The organism is Aequorivita antarctica (assembly GCF_007997155.1).
Taxonomy (GTDB): domain Bacteria; phylum Bacteroidota; class Bacteroidia; order Flavobacteriales; family Flavobacteriaceae; genus Aequorivita; species Aequorivita antarctica.
This window is the reverse complement of sequence record NZ_VORT01000010.1, coordinates 92,751-114,862: the sequence shown is the minus strand read 5'-3', so window position 1 is coordinate 114,862 and position 22,112 is coordinate 92,751. Positions and strand designations below refer to the sequence as shown.

23 protein-coding genes are annotated in these 22,112 nt (G+C 36.4%); 18 read left to right on the top strand and 5 right to left on the bottom strand.

Features of this window, described 5'->3' with window-relative positions; genetic code table 11:
- Positions 1 to 40 precede the first annotated feature (40 nt).
- Positions 41 to 1,315 carry a T9SS type A sorting domain-containing protein gene (locus ESU54_RS13845; protein WP_111844789.1) on the bottom strand — a complete coding sequence of 425 codons (1,275 nt, stop codon included), beginning with the start codon at positions 1,313 to 1,315 and terminating at the stop codon, positions 41 to 43.
- A 474-nt stretch (positions 1,316 to 1,789) separates the two neighbouring features.
- On the opposite strand from ESU54_RS13845, the gene ESU54_RS13840 reads away from it, so the two are divergent.
- Positions 1,790 to 2,245: a DUF1772 domain-containing protein gene (locus ESU54_RS13840; RefSeq protein ID WP_111844790.1), complete on the top strand. Its 456-nt coding sequence runs from the start codon at positions 1,790 to 1,792 to the stop codon at positions 2,243 to 2,245.
- 27 nt (positions 2,246 to 2,272) lie between these two features.
- Entirely contained in the window at positions 2,273 to 3,067 is a 795-nt protein-coding gene (locus tag ESU54_RS17990) for a hypothetical protein (RefSeq protein ID WP_200830110.1), read from the top strand.
- A gap of 154 nt (positions 3,068 to 3,221) precedes the next feature.
- Here ESU54_RS17990 and ESU54_RS13830 read toward each other — a convergent pair whose 3' ends face one another.
- Entirely contained in the window at positions 3,222 to 3,992 is a 771-nt protein-coding gene (locus ESU54_RS13830) for an RNA polymerase sigma factor (protein ID WP_111844791.1), read from the bottom strand.
- Between the two features lie 250 nt (positions 3,993 to 4,242).
- On the opposite strand from ESU54_RS13830, the gene ESU54_RS13825 reads away from it, so the two are divergent.
- The gene (locus ESU54_RS13825; RefSeq protein WP_111844792.1) at positions 4,243 to 4,821 is read left to right on the top strand and encodes a HutD/Ves family protein; all 579 of its coding nucleotides are present in this window, start codon (positions 4,243 to 4,245) and stop codon (positions 4,819 to 4,821) included.
- A gap of 222 nt (positions 4,822 to 5,043) precedes the next feature.
- Here ESU54_RS13825 and ESU54_RS13820 read toward each other — a convergent pair whose 3' ends face one another.
- The 3 genes from ESU54_RS13820 to ESU54_RS13810 form a co-directional block, all read right to left on the bottom strand.
- A complete protein-coding gene (locus ESU54_RS13820; protein ID WP_111844793.1) occupies positions 5,044 to 6,816 on the bottom strand; it encodes an ABC transporter ATP-binding protein in 1,773 nt (590 codons plus the stop codon).
- A 137-nt stretch (positions 6,817 to 6,953) separates the two neighbouring features.
- Positions 6,954 to 8,021, bottom strand: coding sequence for a methyltransferase (locus ESU54_RS13815; protein WP_111844794.1), 1,068 nt, complete (start codon positions 8,019 to 8,021; stop codon positions 6,954 to 6,956).
- Between the two features lie 351 nt (positions 8,022 to 8,372).
- Entirely contained in the window at positions 8,373 to 9,617 is a 1,245-nt protein-coding gene (locus ESU54_RS13810; RefSeq protein WP_111844795.1) for an ice-binding family protein, read from the bottom strand.
- Positions 9,618 to 10,388: 771 nt separating this feature from the next.
- Between ESU54_RS13810 and ESU54_RS13805 the strand changes: the two genes are divergently transcribed.
- The 15 genes from ESU54_RS13805 (at position 10,389) to ESU54_RS13735 (ending at position 21,993) form a co-directional block, all read left to right on the top strand.
- Positions 10,389 to 10,910, top strand: a complete 522-nt coding sequence (locus tag ESU54_RS13805; RefSeq protein WP_111844796.1) for a sigma-70 family RNA polymerase sigma factor — start codon at positions 10,389 to 10,391, stop codon at positions 10,908 to 10,910.
- A gap of 467 nt (positions 10,911 to 11,377) precedes the next feature.
- Positions 11,378 to 12,478, top strand: a complete 1,101-nt coding sequence (locus ESU54_RS13800) for a zinc-dependent alcohol dehydrogenase family protein (RefSeq protein WP_249041330.1) — start codon at positions 11,378 to 11,380, stop codon at positions 12,476 to 12,478.
- A 26-nt stretch (positions 12,479 to 12,504) separates the two neighbouring features.
- Positions 12,505 to 13,104 carry a YceI family protein gene (locus tag ESU54_RS13795; RefSeq protein WP_160113282.1) on the top strand — a complete coding sequence of 200 codons (600 nt, stop codon included), beginning with the start codon at positions 12,505 to 12,507 and terminating at the stop codon, positions 13,102 to 13,104.
- A 28-nt stretch (positions 13,105 to 13,132) separates the two neighbouring features.
- Positions 13,133 to 14,416, top strand: a complete 1,284-nt coding sequence (locus tag ESU54_RS13790; protein WP_111844798.1) for a hypothetical protein — start codon at positions 13,133 to 13,135, stop codon at positions 14,414 to 14,416.
- 32 nt (positions 14,417 to 14,448) lie between these two features.
- Positions 14,449 to 15,168 carry a peroxiredoxin gene (locus ESU54_RS13785; RefSeq protein ID WP_111844799.1) on the top strand — a complete coding sequence of 240 codons (720 nt, stop codon included), beginning with the start codon at positions 14,449 to 14,451 and terminating at the stop codon, positions 15,166 to 15,168.
- Positions 15,169 to 15,223: 55 nt separating this feature from the next.
- Positions 15,224 to 15,691, top strand: a complete 468-nt coding sequence (locus ESU54_RS13780) for an OsmC family protein (RefSeq protein WP_111844800.1) — start codon at positions 15,224 to 15,226, stop codon at positions 15,689 to 15,691.
- 84 nt (positions 15,692 to 15,775) lie between these two features.
- Positions 15,776 to 16,567, top strand: a complete 792-nt coding sequence (locus ESU54_RS13775) for a YceI family protein (RefSeq protein ID WP_111844801.1) — start codon at positions 15,776 to 15,778, stop codon at positions 16,565 to 16,567.
- Positions 16,568 to 16,662: 95 nt separating this feature from the next.
- A complete protein-coding gene (locus ESU54_RS13770) occupies positions 16,663 to 17,040 on the top strand; it encodes a hypothetical protein (protein ID WP_111844802.1) in 378 nt (125 codons plus the stop codon).
- A 109-nt stretch (positions 17,041 to 17,149) separates the two neighbouring features.
- On the top strand, positions 17,150 to 17,470 hold the full coding sequence (locus tag ESU54_RS13765; RefSeq protein ID WP_111844803.1) for a hypothetical protein: 321 nt from the start codon (positions 17,150 to 17,152) through the stop codon (positions 17,468 to 17,470).
- 57 nt (positions 17,471 to 17,527) lie between these two features.
- Positions 17,528 to 18,241: a ZIP family metal transporter gene (locus ESU54_RS13760; protein ID WP_111844804.1), complete on the top strand. Its 714-nt coding sequence runs from the start codon at positions 17,528 to 17,530 to the stop codon at positions 18,239 to 18,241.
- Positions 18,242 to 18,320: 79 nt separating this feature from the next.
- Complete coding sequence (locus ESU54_RS13755) at positions 18,321 to 19,025, top strand: VIT1/CCC1 transporter family protein (protein WP_111844805.1); 705 nt, start codon at positions 18,321 to 18,323, stop codon at positions 19,023 to 19,025.
- A gap of 128 nt (positions 19,026 to 19,153) precedes the next feature.
- Positions 19,154 to 19,909: a DUF6503 family protein gene (locus tag ESU54_RS13750; protein ID WP_111844806.1), complete on the top strand. Its 756-nt coding sequence runs from the start codon at positions 19,154 to 19,156 to the stop codon at positions 19,907 to 19,909.
- 156 nt (positions 19,910 to 20,065) lie between these two features.
- On the top strand, positions 20,066 to 20,629 hold the full coding sequence (locus ESU54_RS13745) for a TetR/AcrR family transcriptional regulator (protein ID WP_111844807.1): 564 nt from the start codon (positions 20,066 to 20,068) through the stop codon (positions 20,627 to 20,629).
- A 73-nt stretch (positions 20,630 to 20,702) separates the two neighbouring features.
- Complete coding sequence (locus tag ESU54_RS13740) at positions 20,703 to 21,266, top strand: carboxymuconolactone decarboxylase family protein (protein WP_111844808.1); 564 nt, start codon at positions 20,703 to 20,705, stop codon at positions 21,264 to 21,266.
- Positions 21,267 to 21,336: 70 nt separating this feature from the next.
- Entirely contained in the window at positions 21,337 to 21,993 is a 657-nt protein-coding gene (locus ESU54_RS13735; protein WP_111844809.1) for a DsbA family oxidoreductase, read from the top strand.
- Positions 21,994 to 22,112: the final 119 nt, after the last annotated feature.

Sequence of the window (22,112 nt, the reverse complement as noted above, 5' to 3'; positions counted from 1 at the left end):
AAAGCCTAAAGCATACAGCTTAAAGCTTAAAGCCATTTTCTCATTGCTTAATAAATTTCTTAGAAAGTGTTTTACCTTCAATAGTAACTTGTACAAAGTATAATCCTTTAGCTAAGGAAGAAACATCTACCTTAGAAACAGATACCTCATTAATAAGTTGTCCTTGTATAGAGTATATTTTCACATTTTGTATTTGTTCCTTAGACTCAATGTTTAAAACCTTTTGGGTAGGGTTTGGAAACATTGAAAAGGTAATATAATTATTATTCTCCAGCCCTAAAGCGCAGTCTTCGCTATATTCAGCCCATTCATCTTTACACCAATAATCATTCGCACAATCAAGTGTATTTGCATAGTTTTCATCATCAACTTGAATACAATTAAGATTTGGGTTATCATAGGCAAATAATCCAGTCAAATTTAAATTATTGCCGTTTTTAAGATTTAAACTAGTTAATTGATTACTATAACAACGTAGCTGGTCTATAATGGGATTTTGTGATACATCTAAACTAGATAGGTTATTACCATCACAATAAAGCCAATCCAGAATAGGATTTTGAGTTACATCTATACTTGTTAATTGGTTATTAAAACATAAAAATGTTTCTAGATTGGGAATTTGCGTTAAATCTAGGCTAGTTAATTGATTATCAAAACAAGATATATGTATAAGATTAAGGTGTTGCCCTAAATCCAGACTAATCAATTGATTCTCAAAGCAAAGCAACCATTCTAAATCGGAATTCTGCGTTACATCTAGGGTTGTTAACAGATTCTCTTGACAACGTAACTGAAATAGAAGGGGGTTTTGCGTTACATCCAGAGCAGTTATTTGATTTTGATAACAATAAAGTATTAATAGATTGGGATTTTGCGTTACATCCAGAGCAGTTATTTGATTACCATAACAAGCTAAGTAGTCTAGATTGGGATTTTGCGTTACAACTAGGCTAATTAATTGACCATTAATACAACTTAAGCTCCTAAGGTTAGAATTTTGCGATAATTCTAGGCTAGTAAAATCATTACCGCCGCAAGACATCATTTCTAAATTATTAAAATTTTCTATACCCTGTAACGAGGAAATATTTTGAGCGTCTATAAGTAAACTTATTACAGCCTCTGCTTCACTTAGTTGAATTTCACCATCATTATTTGTGTCTGCATCAGAATCTCCTAGCCCATTTCCATCAGTATCTACACAAAGGGTATTAACCAAAGCATTTTTAAAATTAGCATCCGGAATGGTTACAATTTGTGCTTGCGCAAAAGTAGAAACCAATATTAAAGCAATAAGGTAGAAGTTTTTCATAATCTTTTTTAATGGGAATAAAGATAAAAAATTAGTTGAGTAAAAGTATTTCAAAACTTTGTAAAACAGTAATAACTGTATGTTGTGAAGCTTGCCAGGCTTATAAAGCACTTGCAACACGCTACATATTAAACGTATTTTTTCATAAACTCAACAATTCAACAATTACACAATTTAACAAGAACTCATCACCCAGCCTAAAGCCTAAAGCCTACAGCTTTTTCTCATTACTAATTGTTCATTGTTAATAGCAAATTCCTATATTTGATATTCTCCTCACATAAAATACTCACCGTTAAGGCTTTCCGTAAATGGTGATGTTGAATTATTGATGCATTTGAAGATAAACAATATAACCGTATAAGGATGAATAAATGCAATATTGCATTTATTCCCATTTTGGCAGTAATTTGGACATCCAGACCCGAATTAAATAACTTAACGCAACAAATCTAAATAGTTGAATCAGAAAATATGACAATACAAATTATTCGATTTAGCAACATAATTATGGCAGCTTTGGTAGCTGGAACAGTCTTTGGAATATGGATTGGATACAATCCAAATGCATTATCTGCCGCAACCTTCATTGAACAGCAACAGAATGTAATTATTGCCTTAAATACTCTAATGCCATTATTGGGACTGATTACAATTTTATTGACATTAGCTTCGGCTTTTCTACGGAGAAAAGAAAAAATGGCTTTTTTAGTCCTGCTAGTTGCCAGTGCATTTTTGATTTTAAGCGGCCTCATAACCAAATTTGGAAATCAACCGATTAATAGTATTGTAATGACCTGGGATATGAATAGCCCTCCAAATAATTGGATGGAATTAAGAAACAAGTGGTGGTTTTATCATGAAATAAGAACCTTGAGCGCCTTTATTGGTCTTTGCCTCATTGTATGGACAAGCATGAAAAGAGATTAAAAACCACTGCCAACACTCTAAAAAAATATGACCGATATAAATTTACAAGAAAATAATACTAAAAATAGTAAGCTTTATTCTTCAGTAGCAATAAGTGGAGCCACATTTTTAGGTGGTCCATTAGCCGCAGGTTATTTAATTGGCGAAAATTATAAGGCTTTAAACAAACCTGATGAAGGTCGTACAGCTTTAATTATCGGGATTGTTACAACGATACTTCTATTTGGCGGTTTATTTATGCTTTCAACAACACTGATTGACAAAATTCCGAGACAAATAATTCCTTTAATCTATACCGCATTTATTTGGGGATTTGTAGAATGGAAACAAGGTGATATTCTAAAAGCCCATAAAGAAAATAACAATTCTTTTTTCTCTGGTTGGAGGGCTGCAGGAGTTGGAATTGTTTCGTTGCTAATAATTGGGATTGGAATTTTTGGGTACGTTTACCTCTCAACAGATAACGAGCTGTATGACAAATATGACGCTGAAATTGAGCAGTTTTCAAAAAATGAAAACGAGACTTTAGTTTTTTTTGACCATCTAAATACAGAAACGAGAAGTTCTCTACTTCAAGAGTTGGATGAAAAAACAATTCCAAAATGGAAAGAAAATGTTGAGATAATAAACAAAACAAATTCCTTTAAGGATTTACCCTCTGAGCTAAATGAACAAAACCAAATTTTACTAAGATATTCCAAGCTTCGAATTCAAGCTTTTGAGTTATTCCGAAAAGCAATTGAAGAAAATACGGAAAAATATGCGCCGCAATTGGAACAGATCCATAAAGAAATTGACATTGAACTTGGAAAATTAAACTGAGGAAAACCAGCCCCCGTTGGTGCAGACCCCTGCTGGGTACTCACAGATTCACACATTCACAGATTCACCCAGCCTACAGCCTAAAGTATCCTTAGTATTGGTAATTACTCACTACTAATTACTCAATACTCAATACTCAATACTAACAACTAACTCAATCCCGAGGGTATCTATTGAAAAAACTTAGCTGTAACGCTTTTCTGGCATCTTTTAAAAGTTGCTCAACTTCACTAACGGTCGTATTTCGTATATGTGCAATTTCTTCTAACTCCAGCTGCTGATTTGTATACAATTCAAAAACATTTCGCGATGCCAAGGGTAAATTATGTAACACCAGGTTTATGTGATTTTGAATTGCTTCCTCACTTATATCTTTATCTATTTTTTTAATCAAACCCTTCTCCTTATCCTCTATAAATACATGGTTCAAGGTATAATCATTGTGGTTATACGACATATCGTCCAGTTCCTCAATCATCAGTAAATCTCCACCGCCGTCCGTACTGTATTTTTCCTGCATTGCATCCCACTCAGGTTTGGAATACGCATCAATATTTTTAAAGAATAAGTCATCATACTCCTCCTCTACTACAGCATCTTCCAAGAGTTCATTGGTTTTTTTAAACAACCATAGATAGAAATATTTTTCATGTTCAACCGCTTCAATATTATCGTAGATTTCAATAAATAATTGATCGATAAAATCATCTGCTTTATACTTCCCTTTGGAAAAGTTTCCTTTTTTTATGGCTCTATTCAATCTTTCATTTACATACTGTCTTATCTGGGGCATTATTTTTAATACCAATTCATTAAAAGAAGCTTGCTTGCCTTCTTTTTTTAGTTGAATAAGAGTAGGAAATGAAGTGGTTACTAATAAACGGAACTCTTTTTTACTTTGGTAATAGGAAGCATTGGGTTTCATAATCTGTATGCTTAAATTGTGAATACTAAAGATAGTATGATATCGCAAGGGATAAAATGATATATATCAGCAAACAATAACCCGCCCTGAATAAATGCTAAAAACTCTAAATAAAATATTGGCTTAACACACCATCAGAGAGCATACAACATGCTCTATTTTAATAATTATTCATTACTAATTACTCATTACTAACTACTCACTACTAACATTTCCCATATCTTTGCCCCACTAAACAAGCTTTCACCTTTTGAAAATAGCAATCCGTTCCCAGCAGCATTTTAGCACCAGTCAATGGTCTGGCGGCAGCACTACGCAACTTTATATATTCCCTGCCAACGCTACCTATGCAGCGCGAAATTTTGAGGTAAGAATAAGTACAGCGAAAGTAGCAGTTGCAGAATCTACGTTTACGGCCTTGCCGGGTGTACATCGGAAGCTTATGATTTTGGAGGGAGCAATCACCATTACCCACGAGGGGCACTACAGCAAGCAACTAAAACCTTTTGAGGTAGAAGAATTTAGTGGCGATTGGAAAACCACCGCTATAGGCACTTGCACTGATTTTAATGTTATGTGCACAGGCCAACAGCAAAGTGATTTATATCATATAGCTATGGGGGCAGGTAGCAGTTTTACCCTCCAACCTAAGGAGGAGTGCAAGAATGTATTCTTATACGCAACTTCCGGTACGATCCAATTGCAGCTTTTGGATGTAGATTATATACTGGAAACCGGAAATTTAATGATCATTGAAGACGGCAGCGTTACTTCGATTGCTATCAGTAGTAATAATGGTTTTGGGCTTGTGGTTTTGGAACTAGATTAATTTTTTCTATACCGTCATTGCGAGGCCGATAGGCCGTGGCAAATCGAAGATTCAACGTAGTTAATCTTTTGAGCTTATCTTGTATCATCATTGAAACTAAACCACGGCAGATTACGTCACTTCGACGCCGCTCAGCACAGGCGGTCGTGCCTCCCTCGTAATGACGTTCACAAGCTCACAAACCAGAATAAAGCCTACAGCTTAAAGCTTAAAGCCACCAACCTAAATCTTCGCCTGATAAGTATACAACTCAAAATACCTACCCTCTGCAGCGATCAATTGGTCATGGGTGCCACGTTCTACTATATGGCCGGCTTCTATGACCAAAATTTGATCTGCCTTTCTAATAGTGCTTAAACGGTGTGCAATAACAATCGTGGTTCTGTCTTTAATTAATTCAGCCAAACTCTTCTGGATTAAGGCCTCACTTTGGGTATCTAGACTAGAAGTGGCTTCGTCTAAAATAATAATTTTTGGATTTGCTAAAATAGCACGGGCAATTGCCAAACGTTGCCTTTGTCCGCCAGAAAGCTTTACCCCTCTTTCGCCAATTAAAGTATCTAAACCTGCTTCAAACCTGTCGGTAAATTCGTTTACATAAGCTGCCTTTACTGCAGATTGTACTTCTGCTTCCGTGGCATTGGGTCTTGGGAACATGATGTTTTCGCGAATAGTGCCCTCAAATAAAAATTCATCCTGCAAAACCACCCCTAAATATTTACGGTAGCTGCTTAATTTAACTTGCGATAAATCTTGATTATCAATGGTAACTTTCCCTAATTGTGGGGTTAAAAATGTAGCCGAAAGACCAGCAATAGTCGATTTCCCAGAACCTGAACTTCCCACTAAAGCAGTAACAGAACCCGCCGGCGCTTTAAAACTAATGTTGTGCAAAATCTGTTTGCCTTCTTCATAAGAAAAGGAAACATCCTTAAATTCAATGTCGCCTTTTATGGTATTCAATTGAATATTCCTGTTTTGGTTATCCTCTTCGGCAGTCATGTTCATGAGTTCTTCCGTTCTATCCAAACCTGCCAATGCCTCTGTTAACTGACTTCCTATATTGCTCATTTGAACAATGGGCGCAATCATAAACCCAAGGATTAGGGTGAAGAATAAAAAGTCCCCAGTGGTCATTTCACCAATTATCATATAATAACCACCCATTCCCATAATTCCGGTGGTGGCTACTCCAATTAAGAACGTTGCAGAGCTCGTCATAAAAGCAGTTGCCGTTAAGCTCTTCTTTACATTCTGATATAGTTTATCAACGCCTTTTTCAAAAACAATGTTTTCTTGTTCTTCTGCATTAAATGCCTTAATAACCCGAACTCCCGCAAGGGTTTCGGTTAGCCTTCCGGTAACTTCGGCATTAATATTACCACGTGTTCTAAAAATGGGACGAATATATTTAAAGGCCTTCAATGCTATCAAGCCGAATATGGACAAGGGAACAAACACAAAAAGCGTCATCCAGGCATTTAGTTTTATCAAAATAATTAAGGATACTACAGCCGTAAACGAACCGCCTACCAACTGCACTAAGCCTGTGCCTATTAGGTTTCTAACGCCTTCCACATCGGTCATAATCCTTGAAACCAGCGCCCCAGATTTGGTGTTATCGAAAAAACTGATAGGTAATGAAAGTACTTTTTTCTGTACTTGAGACCGCAATTCACTAATTAAATATTGCGCTTGTACACTTAGTATCCTGGTAAGTAAAAATGAGGTTAAAGCCTGAACTGTTATGGCAGTAATTACTATGGCTATTAAGGTATAGAGTTGGGAGTAATCTTTATTGGGAACAACATCATCGAGTAATACTTTACTCTGCCACGGTAAAACCAAACCGGACAAACTTTTAATTACGATTAAGATTAAACCTATAAAAACTAAATTTCGCCTCGGCCAAATTATCGTTTTGAAAGCCTGTACCATAGTAACTTTTGGCTTCGATTTGTCCTTGTTCTTTGTTGTTTCTTTTAAATGCCGCATATTTTCTTATAAATAATAGAAGCTGCAAAAATAGGCATTAAAGCAGGGTTAATTGGATACACTTAACTAAAAGTATGTATCTGCGGACAAGGCCGTCCAGCCCTTGTATTTCGAACTGCTTATGTCAAATAAAAAAGCTAGTTATTTGTCAGCACCCAAAGTTCTACTTCTTCCGAAGCCCGCCAATGCGCATCGCGCTTTGTTTTATCAGAAGCCGCTTTTACTGTTTTTTTATAACATTTTTCCAACTGGAATCTGCCGCCTTCGGCTAGTTCCTTTTCTATTGGGTGCTCCTTGGTCACCTTTGTTATTTGTGCCAAATTAGAAAAGATAAGCACTAGTTTTCCGTCTGGCAAAAGACGTTTCTTTGCGGCTGCAAAAAAATCAGGGAATAGGTTTTTGTTGTAATAAATAGCTTGGTCAATGTTGTCTAAGCTACGCGATTCAGGTAACCAGGGCGGATTAAAAACAATGAGTTCGGTCTGTTTATCAAAATTCCCAAAAAGATGCCCTAGATCCAATTCTATCTTTCTGGACAACTTTGTGTCTCCCATAAACTCGGTCAATCCCACAATTGCATTGGGGTTTGTATCAGTACCAAAAACTTTTTGAAAACCGTGTTTAACCATTTGAAAGGCAAGGATGCCACTGCCCACCCCAACGTCTATGGCTGTTTTTTTAGGCCCGGTATAGCGTTTTAACCATTGCTCAAAAAGTTCCAAATGATCAAAACGTGTAGGGAAATAGGTGCCGTAATACGGATGTACTTTATTTCGCAATACAGGAATGGAGATGCCGTTTTTGTACCACTGCCATGCACTGTTTAATCCTTGTATTTGTGAGAAGGACAAAAAGAAATCGGGCGTTTCAGGATATAGTTTTTCTAACCAGCCAATTGCAGGGGCTTTTTTTACTGTCAACCGATGCGCTACAATTTCTATTACAATAAGATTGGACAGCTTGTGATATTCCGCCCGATACTCGCGTTGCTCCTTAAAAGTCTTGTTGGACAGCTTTCTTTTAAGATGCATTTTCAACTCCTTGAGCAATAACAAGCCGTCGCTGTAAAATTCTGTTATCAACACAGGTTTATCAGCTTCTAGGGTTTTAATTGTAAACTCAATATCTGAAGTGCTATCAAATAGCGCTACTTCTTTAATGGAAGCAATAGGTGCTGGCTTGTTTATTTGTATGTCTGTACTCATGGGTTGAGGTTGCTTTTGCTTAAAAAGAGGAACTATTTTTTACTGATTCCGCTATGTCTTAGGTGCTTAATAAGAAAAAAGGATTTAAAAGAAAACCTCAGCAATTCACTGAAATCGTATGAAAGGATACTTAATAGCTACGGTTAACTAAGACTTTTGCAAAGGTACCTTATAACATCCAATCTAGAATTAATACTTAGGTAATTATAAACCCAGCAGTTATCTATTAGTTTTAAAACCTGCTGGCAAAGGCCTCTCGCCCATTGTCTTCTTCTACACTTACAAAAATGTGCATTTTCATGAGCTAGTTGTTGAGAAGCGAGGAATTCACGAGTTATAATTTCAAAGCAATTAATATCCGGAACGAATCAGCGATAGGGTTCTATGGTTAAGCACTGCTTCGCCAGTATCAACTTTACACCGAATATCAATTTCGTCCCCTGCGATTACAGTAACTACTGCTTGTAGAGACACTATTGAGAGATGCACATTAATTGTTCTACTAGAATTCACTACTTCCACCCCATTTTTATATATACCGTAAGTGGCCTCCGAGTTATATGTTCCTCCGCTTCCATAGACGTTCCCGTTAATCCCACCAAAACCAGTAATGGCTCCTTCGGCATTGCCCACATCACCATTGATCGTAGAGACACCAGAATTTGAAATTGCGCCATTAGTGCTAAATTTTACGAATGTGGAAAGGACTCCTAAATCAATATAGGAAACTCCCGAGGGAGCATTAAGAGTACCCGTCCCCATGCTTATAGCACCAGTAGTAGAAAACATTCTTCCCTCAAGATTTGAATCGGCACCCATTGTAACCGCCCCAGTATGTGCTAGCAAGGTTCCTTTCATTGTTGTGGTAGCGCCCATAGATATAGCTCCTTCTGCCACCCAGAATATATTATTTGAGCTTGCTCCATTGGTCAAAACTACCGTTGAGGAAGCTCCCGTAGAAAATGCACCGCCAGTTCTGATAATAAATACGGAATTTGAGTCGCTACCCCCATCCAAAGTAAGTGTTCCCGCAACCGATGTTGCCGCAGCCAAGTCATAAATACCCGGCGTCAAAACCTCCCCATTACCAAACACAGGCCCGTGGGTTGTGTTAGTGGCCGGGATAGCCATTAAATCATTATATATCTTGTTTAAATCTATAACACCTTGTGCAGGACTCACTGTTTCATTAGACATTTGGGCATTGAATAAAACAAGGTAAGTGCCCAAAGCAGGCGACATCGTCATCCCTGGCACCAATATTTTAGTTGGTGATGCGATAGTTGCAACCGCACTTTCAGTTACAGAATCAATCATAGGGCCCTCTTGCGATTTGATACCTATCCAAACTGGAGCTAAGGGAGTTCCAATATTTAATTGACCATCATTCAATGTATGATTGTAAATCATTAAGCCATTAGCTGGAAGTAAAATTGCATCTCTTTCTACAGTGGATAATCGCGGCATTAAAAGTCCTTTACTGTTGGAAAATACATCTAGAGCAGCAGATGAATCAGGCACTGAAGTACCTATACCAACTTGAGGGTAAAGACTACTAGAAATCAATAGGATAAAACAGGATAAAATAATTTTCATAAGTTTTTTATACAAGTAAAGCTGTATAGTATTTAGGTTAATATAAATTAAGTTGGAAAAGCAGGCTGAAAATGCTATCTGAATAGTCAATATAAATAACTATATAGAATACAACATCGACTGGTCAGTAATCTGCTAAGCCAAATAAATAAAAAATAATACTAATGTGTTTGAGGGAATATAAAGGCGAGAAATCAACAAGTACCAATTAGAATGATTGGTTGTTTTAACAGTGTAGTTGAGAAATTCTGATGAAAATAAAAGGCCTTACACCCGCCGAAGGTATATTATCTTTATGAGTATAGTAGCTTTATATTCAATAATCGTATTTATATATTTTAGGAGGCATCTCGATAATAGATTAAACGAATAAAATAGCAAAAAACCTTTCAGTTGTATCCATCAAATTCCACCAATAGCAAAATAGTACGGTCCCTCTATTTAACTAAAGACTAAAACCACCACTTCCACTCATTATTAGAATGGTCCATATCCAGCAATTAGTGGTCATATAGAACTTGCCACCGAAGTAAACTGAAACATTAATCTATAAAATGTATCCTTTTCCCCATTTATAAGTCTACTCTATGAATATTAAAAACTGTAATTATGAATACTTGTAAATGTACCAACTGCGATTGCACCAATTGTAACTGCAACGACTGTTCGCAAAATAACTGCCCTTGTGTAAAATGTGAATGCGACAAATGCAGTTGTTGTTAAATTAAATAAAGGTTGGTATAAAAGCCAACCTTTATGTTATTTTTAAATATGGAAACAGAAAAGATATGGAATAGGTTCAATGAGGAACTCTATTTTTTTATTTTAAAAAAAGTAAAAAACGAAAACGCCACCAGCGATATTTTTCAAAATACCTTCTTGAAAATTCATAAAAACCTGCATCAGGTCAAGGAGGAAGAAAAAGTAAAAGCATGGCTTTTTCAGATTGCGCGGAATGAAATTGCCAATCATTTCAAAAAGGAATCAAAATATATAGCTCCCATTGAGGAAATTGAGGAGAGCGGTTCAGAAAAGAATGAAGCCTATTGTTGTTTTGATAGATTTATAAATGATTTACCTACTTTGTATCGAGAAACCGTCGAATTGGTTTATATAAAGGGAAAGAAACAAGAGGAGGCAGCAAAAATCCTAGAAATAAGTCTTGCAAACGTAAAGGCACGGATAAGGCGCTCCAAAGATATTCTAAAGGAAAAATTCAGCCAATGCTGCAAATATGAATTGGACAAACAAGGGAATTTGATTGGGGAGCCTGATTGTTCGAAATGTAAGTGATCCTTTATTCTCCAGAACTTCCTACCTGAATTCAAAGAAACCCAATGCTACACGCTGACGCTGTTTACCAGAACATACTTAAAAAAACTGCTCAATTAAAAAGTATTTAGAATGCTCTTCCTATTTCGTTTACTAAAACCAGTGTTGCTTATTGCCAAAAAGAAGTAAGATGCTTCCTTTCCATAGTACTTCGAGAACATATATAAAGACGCTTTCTTATTTGCCAAACTATCGTACCCTTCAATTTTCATTCTTCCCTTAGAATATTCTCCTTGGCTTGTTTTTTTAGTTGATAACACACACAAACCACGCTCCACCCCCCTTACTACACTGCTTTTAAATAGCTATTAAAAATTCATTTTGGAAATAAATAGCTTAGCTGACATATATCATCTTTTGATCCTTAATCACATTCTACCTTTGTATAAGTTAAAATATTAATAATTAGCCACTAAACCCCTAAGAAGATGTCAAATACAATTGTTTCCACTAAAAAAATCCTTTCAGAAGATGCTTCTGAAAAGAAAACAACAATGAAAGGACTTGTATATGACGGCCCGGGTAAAATAGCCTATAAGGAAGTGCCAAAACCCGAAATTCAAAAGCCAACTGATGCCGTTGTGAAAATCGTTAAGACCACGATATGTGGAACGGATTTAGGCATCCTGCACGGCAAAACCCCCAGTGTAAAACCTGGAACCACTTTAGGGCATGAAGGTATTGGGATTATAGAAGAAGTAGGTACTGGTGTAAGTCATTTTAAGAAAGGTGATCGTGTAATCATTTCCTGCATCACTGCATGTGGAACTTGTGAATATTGCAAAAAACAAATGTATGGCCATTGTAAGGATGGCGGCTGGATACTCGGAAACCTTATTAATGGAACGCAAGCAGAATATGTGCGTATTCCGCATGCAGATAACAGTCTTTATGCTGCTCCAGAAGGTGTTGATGATGAAGCCTTGGTAATGCTTAGCGATATTCTGCCAACCGGTCATGAAATAGGCGTAATAAATGGTTGTGTAAAACCAGGCGATACTATCGCTATTGTGGGTGCTGGGCCTATAGGTATGTCTGCCCTACTTACTGCACAATTCTATTCCCCTGCCAAAATCTATATGATCGACTTGGATAAAAACCGCCTGGAACTAGCCAAAAAATGGGGTGCTACAGACACTATAAATTCAGGCGTAGAAGATGCAGTTAAAAAGATAATGGCTGAAACAGCTGATGGTGTAGATGTAGCTATTGAAGCCGTAGGTGCTCCTGCTACTTTCGATATCTGTCAAAATATTATACGTCCTGGTGGGCATATCGCAAACATTGGGGTGCACGGAAAAAGTGTAGATCTGAAAATTCAGGATCTATGGATTCAAAACATCACAATTACTATGGGACTGGTAAACACGAACACCACTCCTATGTTGCTGAAAACAGTGACCTCTGGAAAAATACAACCAGAAAAGTTAATCACGCATCACTTTAAGTTGAGCGAGGTTATGCAGGCCTATGAAGTGTTTGGCAATGCGGCCAAAGAAAAAGCTTTAAAAATAATACTGACAAACTAAAAGAAACAATTTAAAACATAATGAAAATGAGAAGACACATAAAAGTTTTAGCACTTATCATGATGATAGGAATTAGCAGCACCGCATATACACAAGCTATATACAAAATTGAAGACAACAATAATGTCTCTATGAAACTAACTGGAACCTCAACTATGCACGATTGGGAAATGGATGCCACTCGTGCAAAGGGAGAAGCACAGTTTATGTTTGACGCATCAAACGAAGGGGCGCTTACCTCAATGAAATTGCTAACATACACTTTAGAAGTTAAAGCTTTAAAAAGTGACAGTCAAGGACTTAACAATAATGCCTACAAAGCATTAAATACAGACAAGTATAAATACATAAACTACAAATTAGCATCTGCTATACTATCGCCAGAAAAGGGTGGGTATTTGGCCCAAACCAAAGGCAAACTAACCATAGCAGGTGTTACCAAGGATATAGCAATGGATATTCACCTAATAGTGAATAATAACTCGATCACCTGTAAAGGTTCCCACCAGCTAAAGATGACCGATTATAATGTTGAACCGCCATCATTTATGTTTGGTGCAATGACAACCGGCGACGCTACAAAACTCAGTTTTGAAGTAACATATAGTAAACAAAATGAAGGTTAACCTTCCCTAATCAATAAAAATAAACAAGATGAAAAAAATCCTATTACTTTCGATGATTTGCCTTTTCGCAATGAGCGTAAATGCACAACAAAAAAAACTGCAATATTTTAGAGCAAACGATCAGAGTGGTCTAAATGTTTTTGAAACCCCCAAAACAGACACTACTGCCTTTGAGGGCGTAAAAGTGCGCGTAGGCGGAGACTTTGCCATGCAGTTCCAGACCATAAGCCAAGAAAATGACGCCAACAATTTGGTTGAGCTTGGTTCTGACTTTAACCTACCCACAGCCAACCTTAACGTTGACGCACAATTGATTGATGGGGTTAGGATGCACCTTGGAGTATACCTTTCAGCACGACACCATGAAGAATCATGGGTTAAAGGAGGATATATTCAAATGGACAAACTTGATTTCGTTAGCCCTGGGTTTTTAGAGGGAATCATGGATTATACAACTATTAGAATTGGTTTGGATGAATTCAATTACGGTGATGCCCATTTTCGCAGAACAGATAATGCAAGAGCTATATTTAACCCATTTGTAGGAAATTATATTATGGATTCCTTTTCAACTGAAGCTTTTGGTGAAGTAACTGTTCAGAATAGTGGATTACTTGCAGTGGTTGGGGTTACCAATGGTAAGCTTAATCAAAATGTAGTTAAGAACGATAATACTGACAACAAGCCTTCTTTTTATGCAAAGTTGGGGGTGGATAAACAAATGAACGATGATTTAAGAGTACGATTAACTGGTTCTATCTACACCAATCATGGTACAACTACTGGTACTTGGTTATATGGAGGCGACCGTGGAGGTAGCAGATATTACAATGTATTGCACACATTGCCAGACGCTGATGGGAATACACAGGGTAGTGATTTTGATGGCAGATACAATGCCCGATTCAAAAAACTTACTGCTATACAAGTTAACCCTTTCGTAAAATTTAAAGGACTTGAGTTCTTCGGTATTTTTGAAGTGGCCTCAGGAAGTGATGAAATTACTACCCCAGCAGCTGATAAAGAAGGTTCTTTTACCCAACTAGCTGCAGAACTAATCTATCGTTTTGGAAGTGATGAGAATTTCTACGTAGGTGGAAGATATAATACCGTAAAAGGAAAAACTGTAGAAAGTGCTACAAATGATTTAGAAATAAATCGTTTTAATATAGGCGGTGGCTGGTTTCTCTCAAAAAATATTATAGTGAAAGCAGAATATGTAAATCAAGAGTACGCTGGCGATGCTTGGAGCGGAAGATTTGCAGGAGCAAAATTTGACGGCTTTAATTTAGAAGCAGCTATTAGTTTCTAGAGATCAAGTATTAATAACAATTTATAACTATTATGTTAGAACAAACTCAAGAGCAACAAATAATCAGCATCCCCAGAATTGGGGATGTTGCTCCTGAATTTAAAGCGGTAACAACTCAGGGGGAAATCAATTTCCCAGCGGATTATGCAGGTAAATGGATTATTTTATTCAGTCACCCTGCCGATTTCACCCCTGTGTGTACCTCAGAGTTTATGACTTTTGCAAACCGAGAGTCTGAATTTGCCGCTTTAAACTGTCAATTGGTCGGCTTATCCATCGATGGCTTATACAGCCATATAGCTTGGCTGCGGACCATAAAGGACAAGATTGAATTTAAGGGAATGAAAAATATAGAAGTTACTTTTCCTTTAATTGAAGACATCAGTATGAAAGTAGCCAAAAAATACGGCATGATTCAACCTGGTGAAAGCACAACCAAAGCAGTAAGAGCTGTCTTTTTTATTGACCCAAAAGGAATAGTTCGTGCGTTAATTTACTACCCGCTTTCAATGGGCAGGAACTTTGATGAATTAAAAAGAGCCCTCATAGCCATGCAAACAGCCGATGCTTATGGGGTAGCTACTCCTGCAGATTGGCAACCTGGCGATGACGTTATTGTGCCTACGGCAGGATCTTGTGGGGTAGCCAAAGACAGAATGGAAAGTAAAGAAGAAGGCGTTACTTGTTATGATTGGTTTTTTTGCACAAAAAATCTCTCTTTGGAGCAAGTAATGAATCCGCTAAAAAAATAAATAACTGCAGATGAATGGTCTGGAGATTAAAGTTAACTTTTAGAAATCAGGAACCATGGAATCACATTATTACAATGTAATTATAAATTGGGAAAACACTCGTAGAGGCATTATTTGTTCTCCTGAATTGAACAAACAAAATGGCGTTTGTATTGAAGTAGCAACTCCCCCAGAATTTCCTAAAGGAATAGAAGGTGTTTGGTCTCCAGAACACTTATTTGTAGCTTCAGTTAGTAGTTGTTTAATGACTACTTTTTTAGCTATAGCAGAAAACTCAACACTTGAGTTTGAAAGTTTCGGCTGTCAGGCAGAAGGAAAGCTAGAAATGGTTGATGGTAAATTAATGATGAGCGAAATCTTGCTAAAACCTAAAGTGGTTATCCATAATGAAGTTTATATAGACAAAGCAACGCGTATTTTAAAAAAAGCTGAAAATGCTTGTTTGATATCCCGTTCCATTAAGTCGAAAATCACAATGGAAATAACTGTTGAGGTAAAACCCATTTTAATAGAAGGCAAATGAAAAAATGTATCCGCAGTAGGGAACTCTGAACCCCTCTTTAAGGTTAATGAGGAATAGTATGGCGGGTGCTTAAAAAGCTAAATAATGACGAAATATTATTTATTACTCGTTGCATTTGGTATTGTAACATCTCTGGCATTTGTAGAATATAAAAGCCCTACAAATACCGAAGCGCATTTAAAAACTTATGGAAGTACTTCAATTTTAGAGATTAGCTCTGAAACAAAAAAGTATATGGATATTTCTGAAGCAATGGCTATTCTTGAGCCAAAAAAAATAACTTTTGATATCCCTAAGCCTCTAGTTCTTGCTACTCTCCATACCCCAGCTTTCGAAAAGGAGTCAGTAGTTTTACCTACAGACTTTTTCATGAAATCGGTGAAGGCAACAATCAAAGGTACTTCTACATTGCACGATTGGGAGTCAGATGTTACGATTATAGAAGGCCAAGGCTCATTTCAACTAAAAGATAATATGCTAGCATCAATTAAAGATGCGGAAATTAAAATTCCTGTAAAGGGTATTATAAGTAGAGAAGGGAAGAAAATGGATGCAAAAACCTATGAAACCTTTAAATCAGATAAGTACCCGTATATAAAATATTCTTTCAATAATGCAGAGGTGAAAATGAATAAGTCCCATGTGGTAAGCATGGAAACTATTGGTAAGCTCAGCATGGCCGGTGTAAGTAAGTCGGTTCCTATTTCGGCATATGGAAAATTATTGCCTAATGGTGATTTGCAACTAAATGTTTCCAAAACAATAAATATGACTGACTTTAACATGGAGCCACCTGTAATGTTTCTTGGAACCATAAAAGTGGGAGACGAAATAACGGTAATCTTTGACTTTGTGCTTTCTAAAATTAATAATTGAATTATGAAAACTGCATTGGGGCATGGCAATGAGAGAGATTGTAGCGGATTAAACATTTATAGAAAAAATCATTTAATTAATTATAAAAACAGAATATGGGAACACAAAAGAATTTAGGGATTTGGATGGATCATTCAACAGCAAATTTTATTGATTTAGACTCCATTAAAAATAATCATTCCATAGCATCAAAATTTACGTCCAATACAAAAGAAGAGGTATTGAATAGAAGTGAATACACTATGCATAATAAGGAAGAGCAAATGCAAGAAGCGTTTTATAAAGAAATTTCAGAGGAGATTTTGAAATACAACCATGTGGTCTTATTTGGTCCAACGAATGCAAAATCGGAACTACATAATTATTTAAAGCAGAACTCACATTTTAAGGATATAAAAATTGACGTGGAAGCAGCAGATAAGATGACGGATAATGAAAAAAATGTTTTTGTCAAGAATCATTTTGAACAATAATATATTTTGAACTTCCTTATAATAATCAATAAAGCAAATTAATAAAGATTTTAAATAATATTATGACTCCTTGCGGGATATATTATTAGAATACTCAAATACACACATTATGAAAAAAGAAAAAAATGACACAGAGTCAAAGAATTATGAAGGATATCCAACCTACCCTCCTTCAGAAGATATTTATAACAAAGAAAAGGAAGAAACAGAACTAAACCCGGAAGATCCTTCAAAATCAAAAACCCCAAATGAAGCCGAAGGAACGCCAAATGAAAAAGGCTTTAAGGATGATAAATCGGGAAATGATTTAGATGTACCAGGATCAGAACTAGACGATCAACAGGAAAGTGTGGGTAGTGAGGATGAAGAAAACAACTACTACAGTTTGGGAGGAGATAACCATAATGACCTTGATGAAGACAAGGGTTAAAAAAAAGTAAAAAACGATACAATGAACAGATATAACAATTAGCCATTATAATTTAAGATGGCAGAACTTCAAATTATAATACTGTTCTCTTTGCTTTCAGGCTCAACTGTTTTTTTAGGAGGTTTATTATCCTATTATTTTGGGGATCACGTAAAAAGCGGATTAATAAAGGCAGAAATCATTCATAGTTCCACAGCCTTTGGTGGTGGCATTCTAATGGCCGCCGTAGCCTTGGTATTGATCCCAGAAGGAATGCAGGCCCTTTCAATAATACCAATGGCAATATCCTTTTTAACAGGTGCTATAACGTTCTTTTTTATAGATAGATATATTCAACGAAAAGGCGGAACGATGGCACAGTTGTTAGGCATGCTCTCAGATTTTGTCCCAGAATCTATTGCTATGGGCGCTGTGTTTTCACAGAATCCGCAATTAGGGATATTATTGGCAATCATTATTGGAATTCAAAATTTCCCAGAAGCATTCAATGCCTACTTTGACTTAAAGACTAGATATTCAGCCAAGAAGTGTTTGGCAATCCTTTTTCTCTTGAGCTTTTCGGGAGTAGTCTCTGCTTTTGCAGGGTATTATTTTTTATCCGGTATGCCCAAGACCATTGGAGCACTCATGCTATTCTCCTCGGGCGGAATAATCTACTTGATTTTTCAAGATATAGCGCCTTTGTCAAAGATGAAAAAAAATTGGATTCCGGCACTCGGGGCATGTTTTGGTTTTATGGTTGGAATGATTGGCTTAAAAATGTTGGGATAAATCCAGAAATTCAAATACAATTTGAGGGCTCAATATGAGCCTAAAAAAGTAACTTTATACTATACTTAAATCAGCAACCATGAGCGATATGCCAGATGATTATTTAGACAACCATTACATCCATAGAAGTAATTGGTTAAGAGCGGCTGTACTTGGTGCAAATGATGGCATCCTTTCTACTGCCAGTCTTGCCATTGGTGTTGCTGCAGCAAGTGATTTAAGAGAACCCATTATTTTAGCAACTCTAGCAGGATTAGTTGCGGGTGCTTTATCAATGGCTGCGGGCGAGTACGTTTCTGTAAGCTCCCAAACTGATGTGGAAAAAGCTGATATTGAAAGAGAAATTATAGAATTAAGAGAAACACCCGAGCTTGAATTACAACGCTTGGCCGAAATTTATGAAAAAAGAGGCCTGAAAAAAGAAACCGCTTTGCTAGTTGCTGAAGAATTAACGGAACACGATGTGCTAGCAGCTCATGTGAGAGATGAGTTGGGGATTAATGAAATAAGTCAAGCAAAACCAATACAGGCAGCTCTTGCATCTGGATCAGCATTTACGTTCGGAGGAGTGCTTCCGCTAATTGTTGCATTATTTCTACCAATTGATAATATGGAATACTTTCTATATGGCTTTGCCATTGTTTTCTTGATTATCTTAGGGGTAGTAGCCGCCAAAACAGGGGGATCAAGTATTGGAAAAGCAATTATAAGGGTTACATTTTGGGGAACGGTTGCAATGGGCTTGACAGCTTTGGTAGGATATTTATTCGGAGCAACTTTATAAGTTAAAAAATAAACCGCTATGCTAATTTTGTTTGCCCTCTGCGGGCACTGACATTTTCGCCATGTCCACTAAGAAGCTATAAAACATTCATCCTTTTCTTTCGTATCTTCGAATAAAAAAGAAAACCTATGCGCCTCCTCCAACTTTTTATACTTATACCCCTTTTCATTTCCTGCAAACAAGAAAACAAACCACTCACCGCCCAGCAGATTATTGATAAAACCATTGAAAATGCTGGGGGCGAAATCTATGAGGCAGCAACAATAAAGTTTACTTTTCGCGATATTAAATACAGCAGCCAAAGAAAAAATGGTGCTTTTAAACTTACACGAACTATTATAGATTCCTTAGGAGAAACTCAGGATATACTTACCAACTCCAACTTTGAGCGTTTCGCAAATGGAACAAAACTTAGCTTGGCAGATTCTACGGCAAGCATATACTCCAATTCATTAAACTCTGTGCTTTATTTTGTACAGTTGCCTTATGGCTTAAACGCGCCGGCAGTAAACAAGGAATTGGTGGGTGAAACTGAAATTGACGGTAAAAAATACTTTGAAATAAAAGTGACTTTCGGGCAAGAAGGTGGTGGCGTGGATCATGAAGATATTTATATGTACTGGATAGCGCAGGATGACTTTACCGTGGATTATTTGGCTTATAAATTTTATACAGGCAAAGGAGGCATCCGTTTTAGAAAAGCGTATAACCCAAGAATGGTAAATGGAATAAGGTTTGTAGATTATAAAAATTACAAAGTAGAACCTTGGGAATCGGTAGACATGCAAACTGTTGACGAGCTGTTTGAAGCGGGAAAACTTGAGTTGCTTTCTGAAATTAAAACAGAAGATGTAACTGTAAACTATTCAAATAGAGGCAACTAAATTCATTAATACCTGCAAAGCAATCACTCCACTTTTAAAAACTTGCCCTTCTAAAACCAATCTTAAAATCACTTCCAATCTCACTTATATCATTAAAACGTTAAACTGTTTTCTCTTTACTAACCGATTGTTTAGTTTTGTTCCGTAATTAGAAAAATGGCACGTCAAAAGGAATATAAAGAAGAAGAGGTTATTAAAAAAGCAATGCGCTTATTCTGGCGGAATGGCTATGGGAATACTTCTATGCAGCAACTTGAAAAAGAAATGGGCATCAATAAGTTTTCTATATATTCCAGTTTTGGTAATAAACACGGAGTTTTTCTTGAAAGTTTAAAATGTTATAAAGCTAAGGTAAACACTATGTTCGAGAAATTTAAAAACAATTCGAATGGTGTGGAAGACATTAAACAGTTTTTTTATGACTCTGTAGATCTTTGCGAAGAAGAAGGCAATGAAAAGGGATGTTTATTGACTAATACATACAACGAATTTTCAGAAAGTAATGATGCATTGGTTAACGAACAGATGACTTCCTTTATGGGTAATCTTAAAAACTTATTCATTGAAAAACTGAGAATGGATCCTTCTAAAGACCAAGAAACCATAAATAAACAAGCTAACTATTTAGTATTAGCAAAACATGGTCTAGTTGCTGCGACCAGAGTAAATACGCCAAAAGAAATTGAGGATTACATAGAAATGACCTTTAAAAATATTTAAACATTTTTTTTAAATCATAGCTAAACGATTGTTTAGCTATTTAACAATAATTATTAATTAAAAAATTGAAACTATGACAACATTAAAAGTTCACAACATTAAATCAGCACCTGAAGAAAGCCAGGCATTATTAGAACAATCACTTAAAGCAAACGGAATGATTCCGGGTTTACACGGTGTATTAGCAGGTGCTCCAGGTTTACTTGAGGCCTATCAAACAATTCACAAATTGTTTACAGAGTCTTCATTCAATAATGAGGAGTTAACAGTTGTATGGCAAACAATAAACGTAGAACACGCTTGTCATTACTGTGTTCCAGCACATACAGGAATTGCAAAAATGATGAAAGTAGATGATGCCATAACAGATGCCTTGCGCAATGAAACGCCTCTTGAAAACGCAAAATTAGAAGTATTGCGCACTATGACTTTAACTATTGTTCGCAATCGCGGTCAGGTAACCCAAGATGATTTAGATGCATTTTATACAGCGGGTTATGAAGAAAGACAAGTACTAGAAATCATTTTGGGTCTATCCCAAAAAGTGATCAGCAACTATACAAACCATATTGCAAATACACCTGTAGATGCACCATTTCAAAAATTTGCTTGGTCTAAAGACAAGGTAGGAGCCTAATCTAAAAAAATGATTAATAGGTTTAAACCTTCCGCTATATTTGCGGAAGGTTTATTAAAAAAAGTAAAAAATGAAAGAAAAAATAAAAATTGATATCGTTTCAGATGTAGTATGCCCGTGGTGTACCATTGGTTACAAGCGCTTGGAAAAAGCCATTTCAGAATTGGGCATTCAAGACCAAGTAGAAATTGAATGGCAACCTTTTGAGTTAAATCCAAACATGCCTACTGAAGGTCAAAATGTAAAAGAGCATATTACAGAAAAGTATGGTTCTAGCTTAGAACAACAAAAAGAATCACAGCAATTCATGACCGCAACTGGTGCTGAACTAGGTTTTACATTCGATTATTTTGACGATATGCGTATGGTAAACACCTTTGATGCGCACGTATTACTAGATTACGCTAAAGATTTTGGAAAGCAAACCGAATTAAATATGCGTTTAACAACAGCCTTTTTTAGCGAACGGAAAGACGTTTCTAAAAGAGAAGTTTTAAAACAAGCTTTACTGGATGTAGGTTTAAATGCTGAAGAAGCTTTAGCGAAACTAGATAATGATGACGCACGTTATGAAGTGAAAAGCAAAGAAAGCTATTGGCAAAGCTTAGGAGTAAGCTCTGTGCCTACAATTGTTTTTAATAGAGAAAGTGCCGTTACAGGTGCACAACCTATAGCTTTGTTCAAAGAAGTTCTAACCGAATTGATTGAAGCGGCACAAAGCAAATAACCTATTGTAAACGGCTAGTGAAATTGTTGTTTAAACGACTTTTACAAAGAACACAAAGAAGGCACAAAGTACACAGCGTTTTCTTTGTGCCTTCTTTGTTATAAAAAATAGTGTGTGCG

Bases quoted from the DNA above. Each gene is read 5' to 3' on its own strand.
- ESU54_RS13845 (WP_111844789.1), bottom strand. From the start codon at position 1,315: ATGAAAAACTTCTACCTTATTGCTTTAATATTGGTTTCTACTTTTGCG.
- ESU54_RS13840 (WP_111844790.1), top strand. From the start codon at position 1,790: ATGACAATACAAATTATTCGATTTAGCAACATAATTATGGCAGCTTTG.
- ESU54_RS17990 (WP_200830110.1), top strand. From the start codon at position 2,273: ATGACCGATATAAATTTACAAGAAAATAATACTAAAAATAGTAAGCTT.
- ESU54_RS13830 (WP_111844791.1), bottom strand. From the start codon at position 3,992: ATGAAACCCAATGCTTCCTATTACCAAAGTAAAAAAGAGTTCCGTTTA.
- ESU54_RS13820 (WP_111844793.1), bottom strand. From the start codon at position 6,816: ATGCGGCATTTAAAAGAAACAACAAAGAACAAGGACAAATCGAAGCCA.
- ESU54_RS13815 (WP_111844794.1), bottom strand. From the start codon at position 8,021: ATGAGTACAGACATACAAATAAACAAGCCAGCACCTATTGCTTCCATT.
- ESU54_RS13810 (WP_111844795.1), bottom strand. From the start codon at position 9,617: ATGAAAATTATTTTATCCTGTTTTATCCTATTGATTTCTAGTAGTCTT.
- ESU54_RS13805 (WP_111844796.1), top strand. From the start codon at position 10,389: ATGGAAACAGAAAAGATATGGAATAGGTTCAATGAGGAACTCTATTTT.
- ESU54_RS13800 (WP_249041330.1), top strand. From the start codon at position 11,378: ATGTCAAATACAATTGTTTCCACTAAAAAAATCCTTTCAGAAGATGCT.
- ESU54_RS13795 (WP_160113282.1), top strand. From the start codon at position 12,505: ATGAGAAGACACATAAAAGTTTTAGCACTTATCATGATGATAGGAATT.
- ESU54_RS13790 (WP_111844798.1), top strand. From the start codon at position 13,133: ATGAAAAAAATCCTATTACTTTCGATGATTTGCCTTTTCGCAATGAGC.
- ESU54_RS13785 (WP_111844799.1), top strand. From the start codon at position 14,449: ATGTTAGAACAAACTCAAGAGCAACAAATAATCAGCATCCCCAGAATT.
- ESU54_RS13780 (WP_111844800.1), top strand. From the start codon at position 15,224: ATGGAATCACATTATTACAATGTAATTATAAATTGGGAAAACACTCGT.
- ESU54_RS13775 (WP_111844801.1), top strand. From the start codon at position 15,776: ATGACGAAATATTATTTATTACTCGTTGCATTTGGTATTGTAACATCT.
- ESU54_RS13770 (WP_111844802.1), top strand. From the start codon at position 16,663: ATGGGAACACAAAAGAATTTAGGGATTTGGATGGATCATTCAACAGCA.
- ESU54_RS13765 (WP_111844803.1), top strand. From the start codon at position 17,150: ATGAAAAAAGAAAAAAATGACACAGAGTCAAAGAATTATGAAGGATAT.
- ESU54_RS13760 (WP_111844804.1), top strand. From the start codon at position 17,528: ATGGCAGAACTTCAAATTATAATACTGTTCTCTTTGCTTTCAGGCTCA.
- ESU54_RS13755 (WP_111844805.1), top strand. From the start codon at position 18,321: ATGAGCGATATGCCAGATGATTATTTAGACAACCATTACATCCATAGA.
- ESU54_RS13750 (WP_111844806.1), top strand. From the start codon at position 19,154: ATGCGCCTCCTCCAACTTTTTATACTTATACCCCTTTTCATTTCCTGC.
- ESU54_RS13745 (WP_111844807.1), top strand. From the start codon at position 20,066: ATGGCACGTCAAAAGGAATATAAAGAAGAAGAGGTTATTAAAAAAGCA.
- ESU54_RS13740 (WP_111844808.1), top strand. From the start codon at position 20,703: ATGACAACATTAAAAGTTCACAACATTAAATCAGCACCTGAAGAAAGC.
- ESU54_RS13735 (WP_111844809.1), top strand. From the start codon at position 21,337: ATGAAAGAAAAAATAAAAATTGATATCGTTTCAGATGTAGTATGCCCG.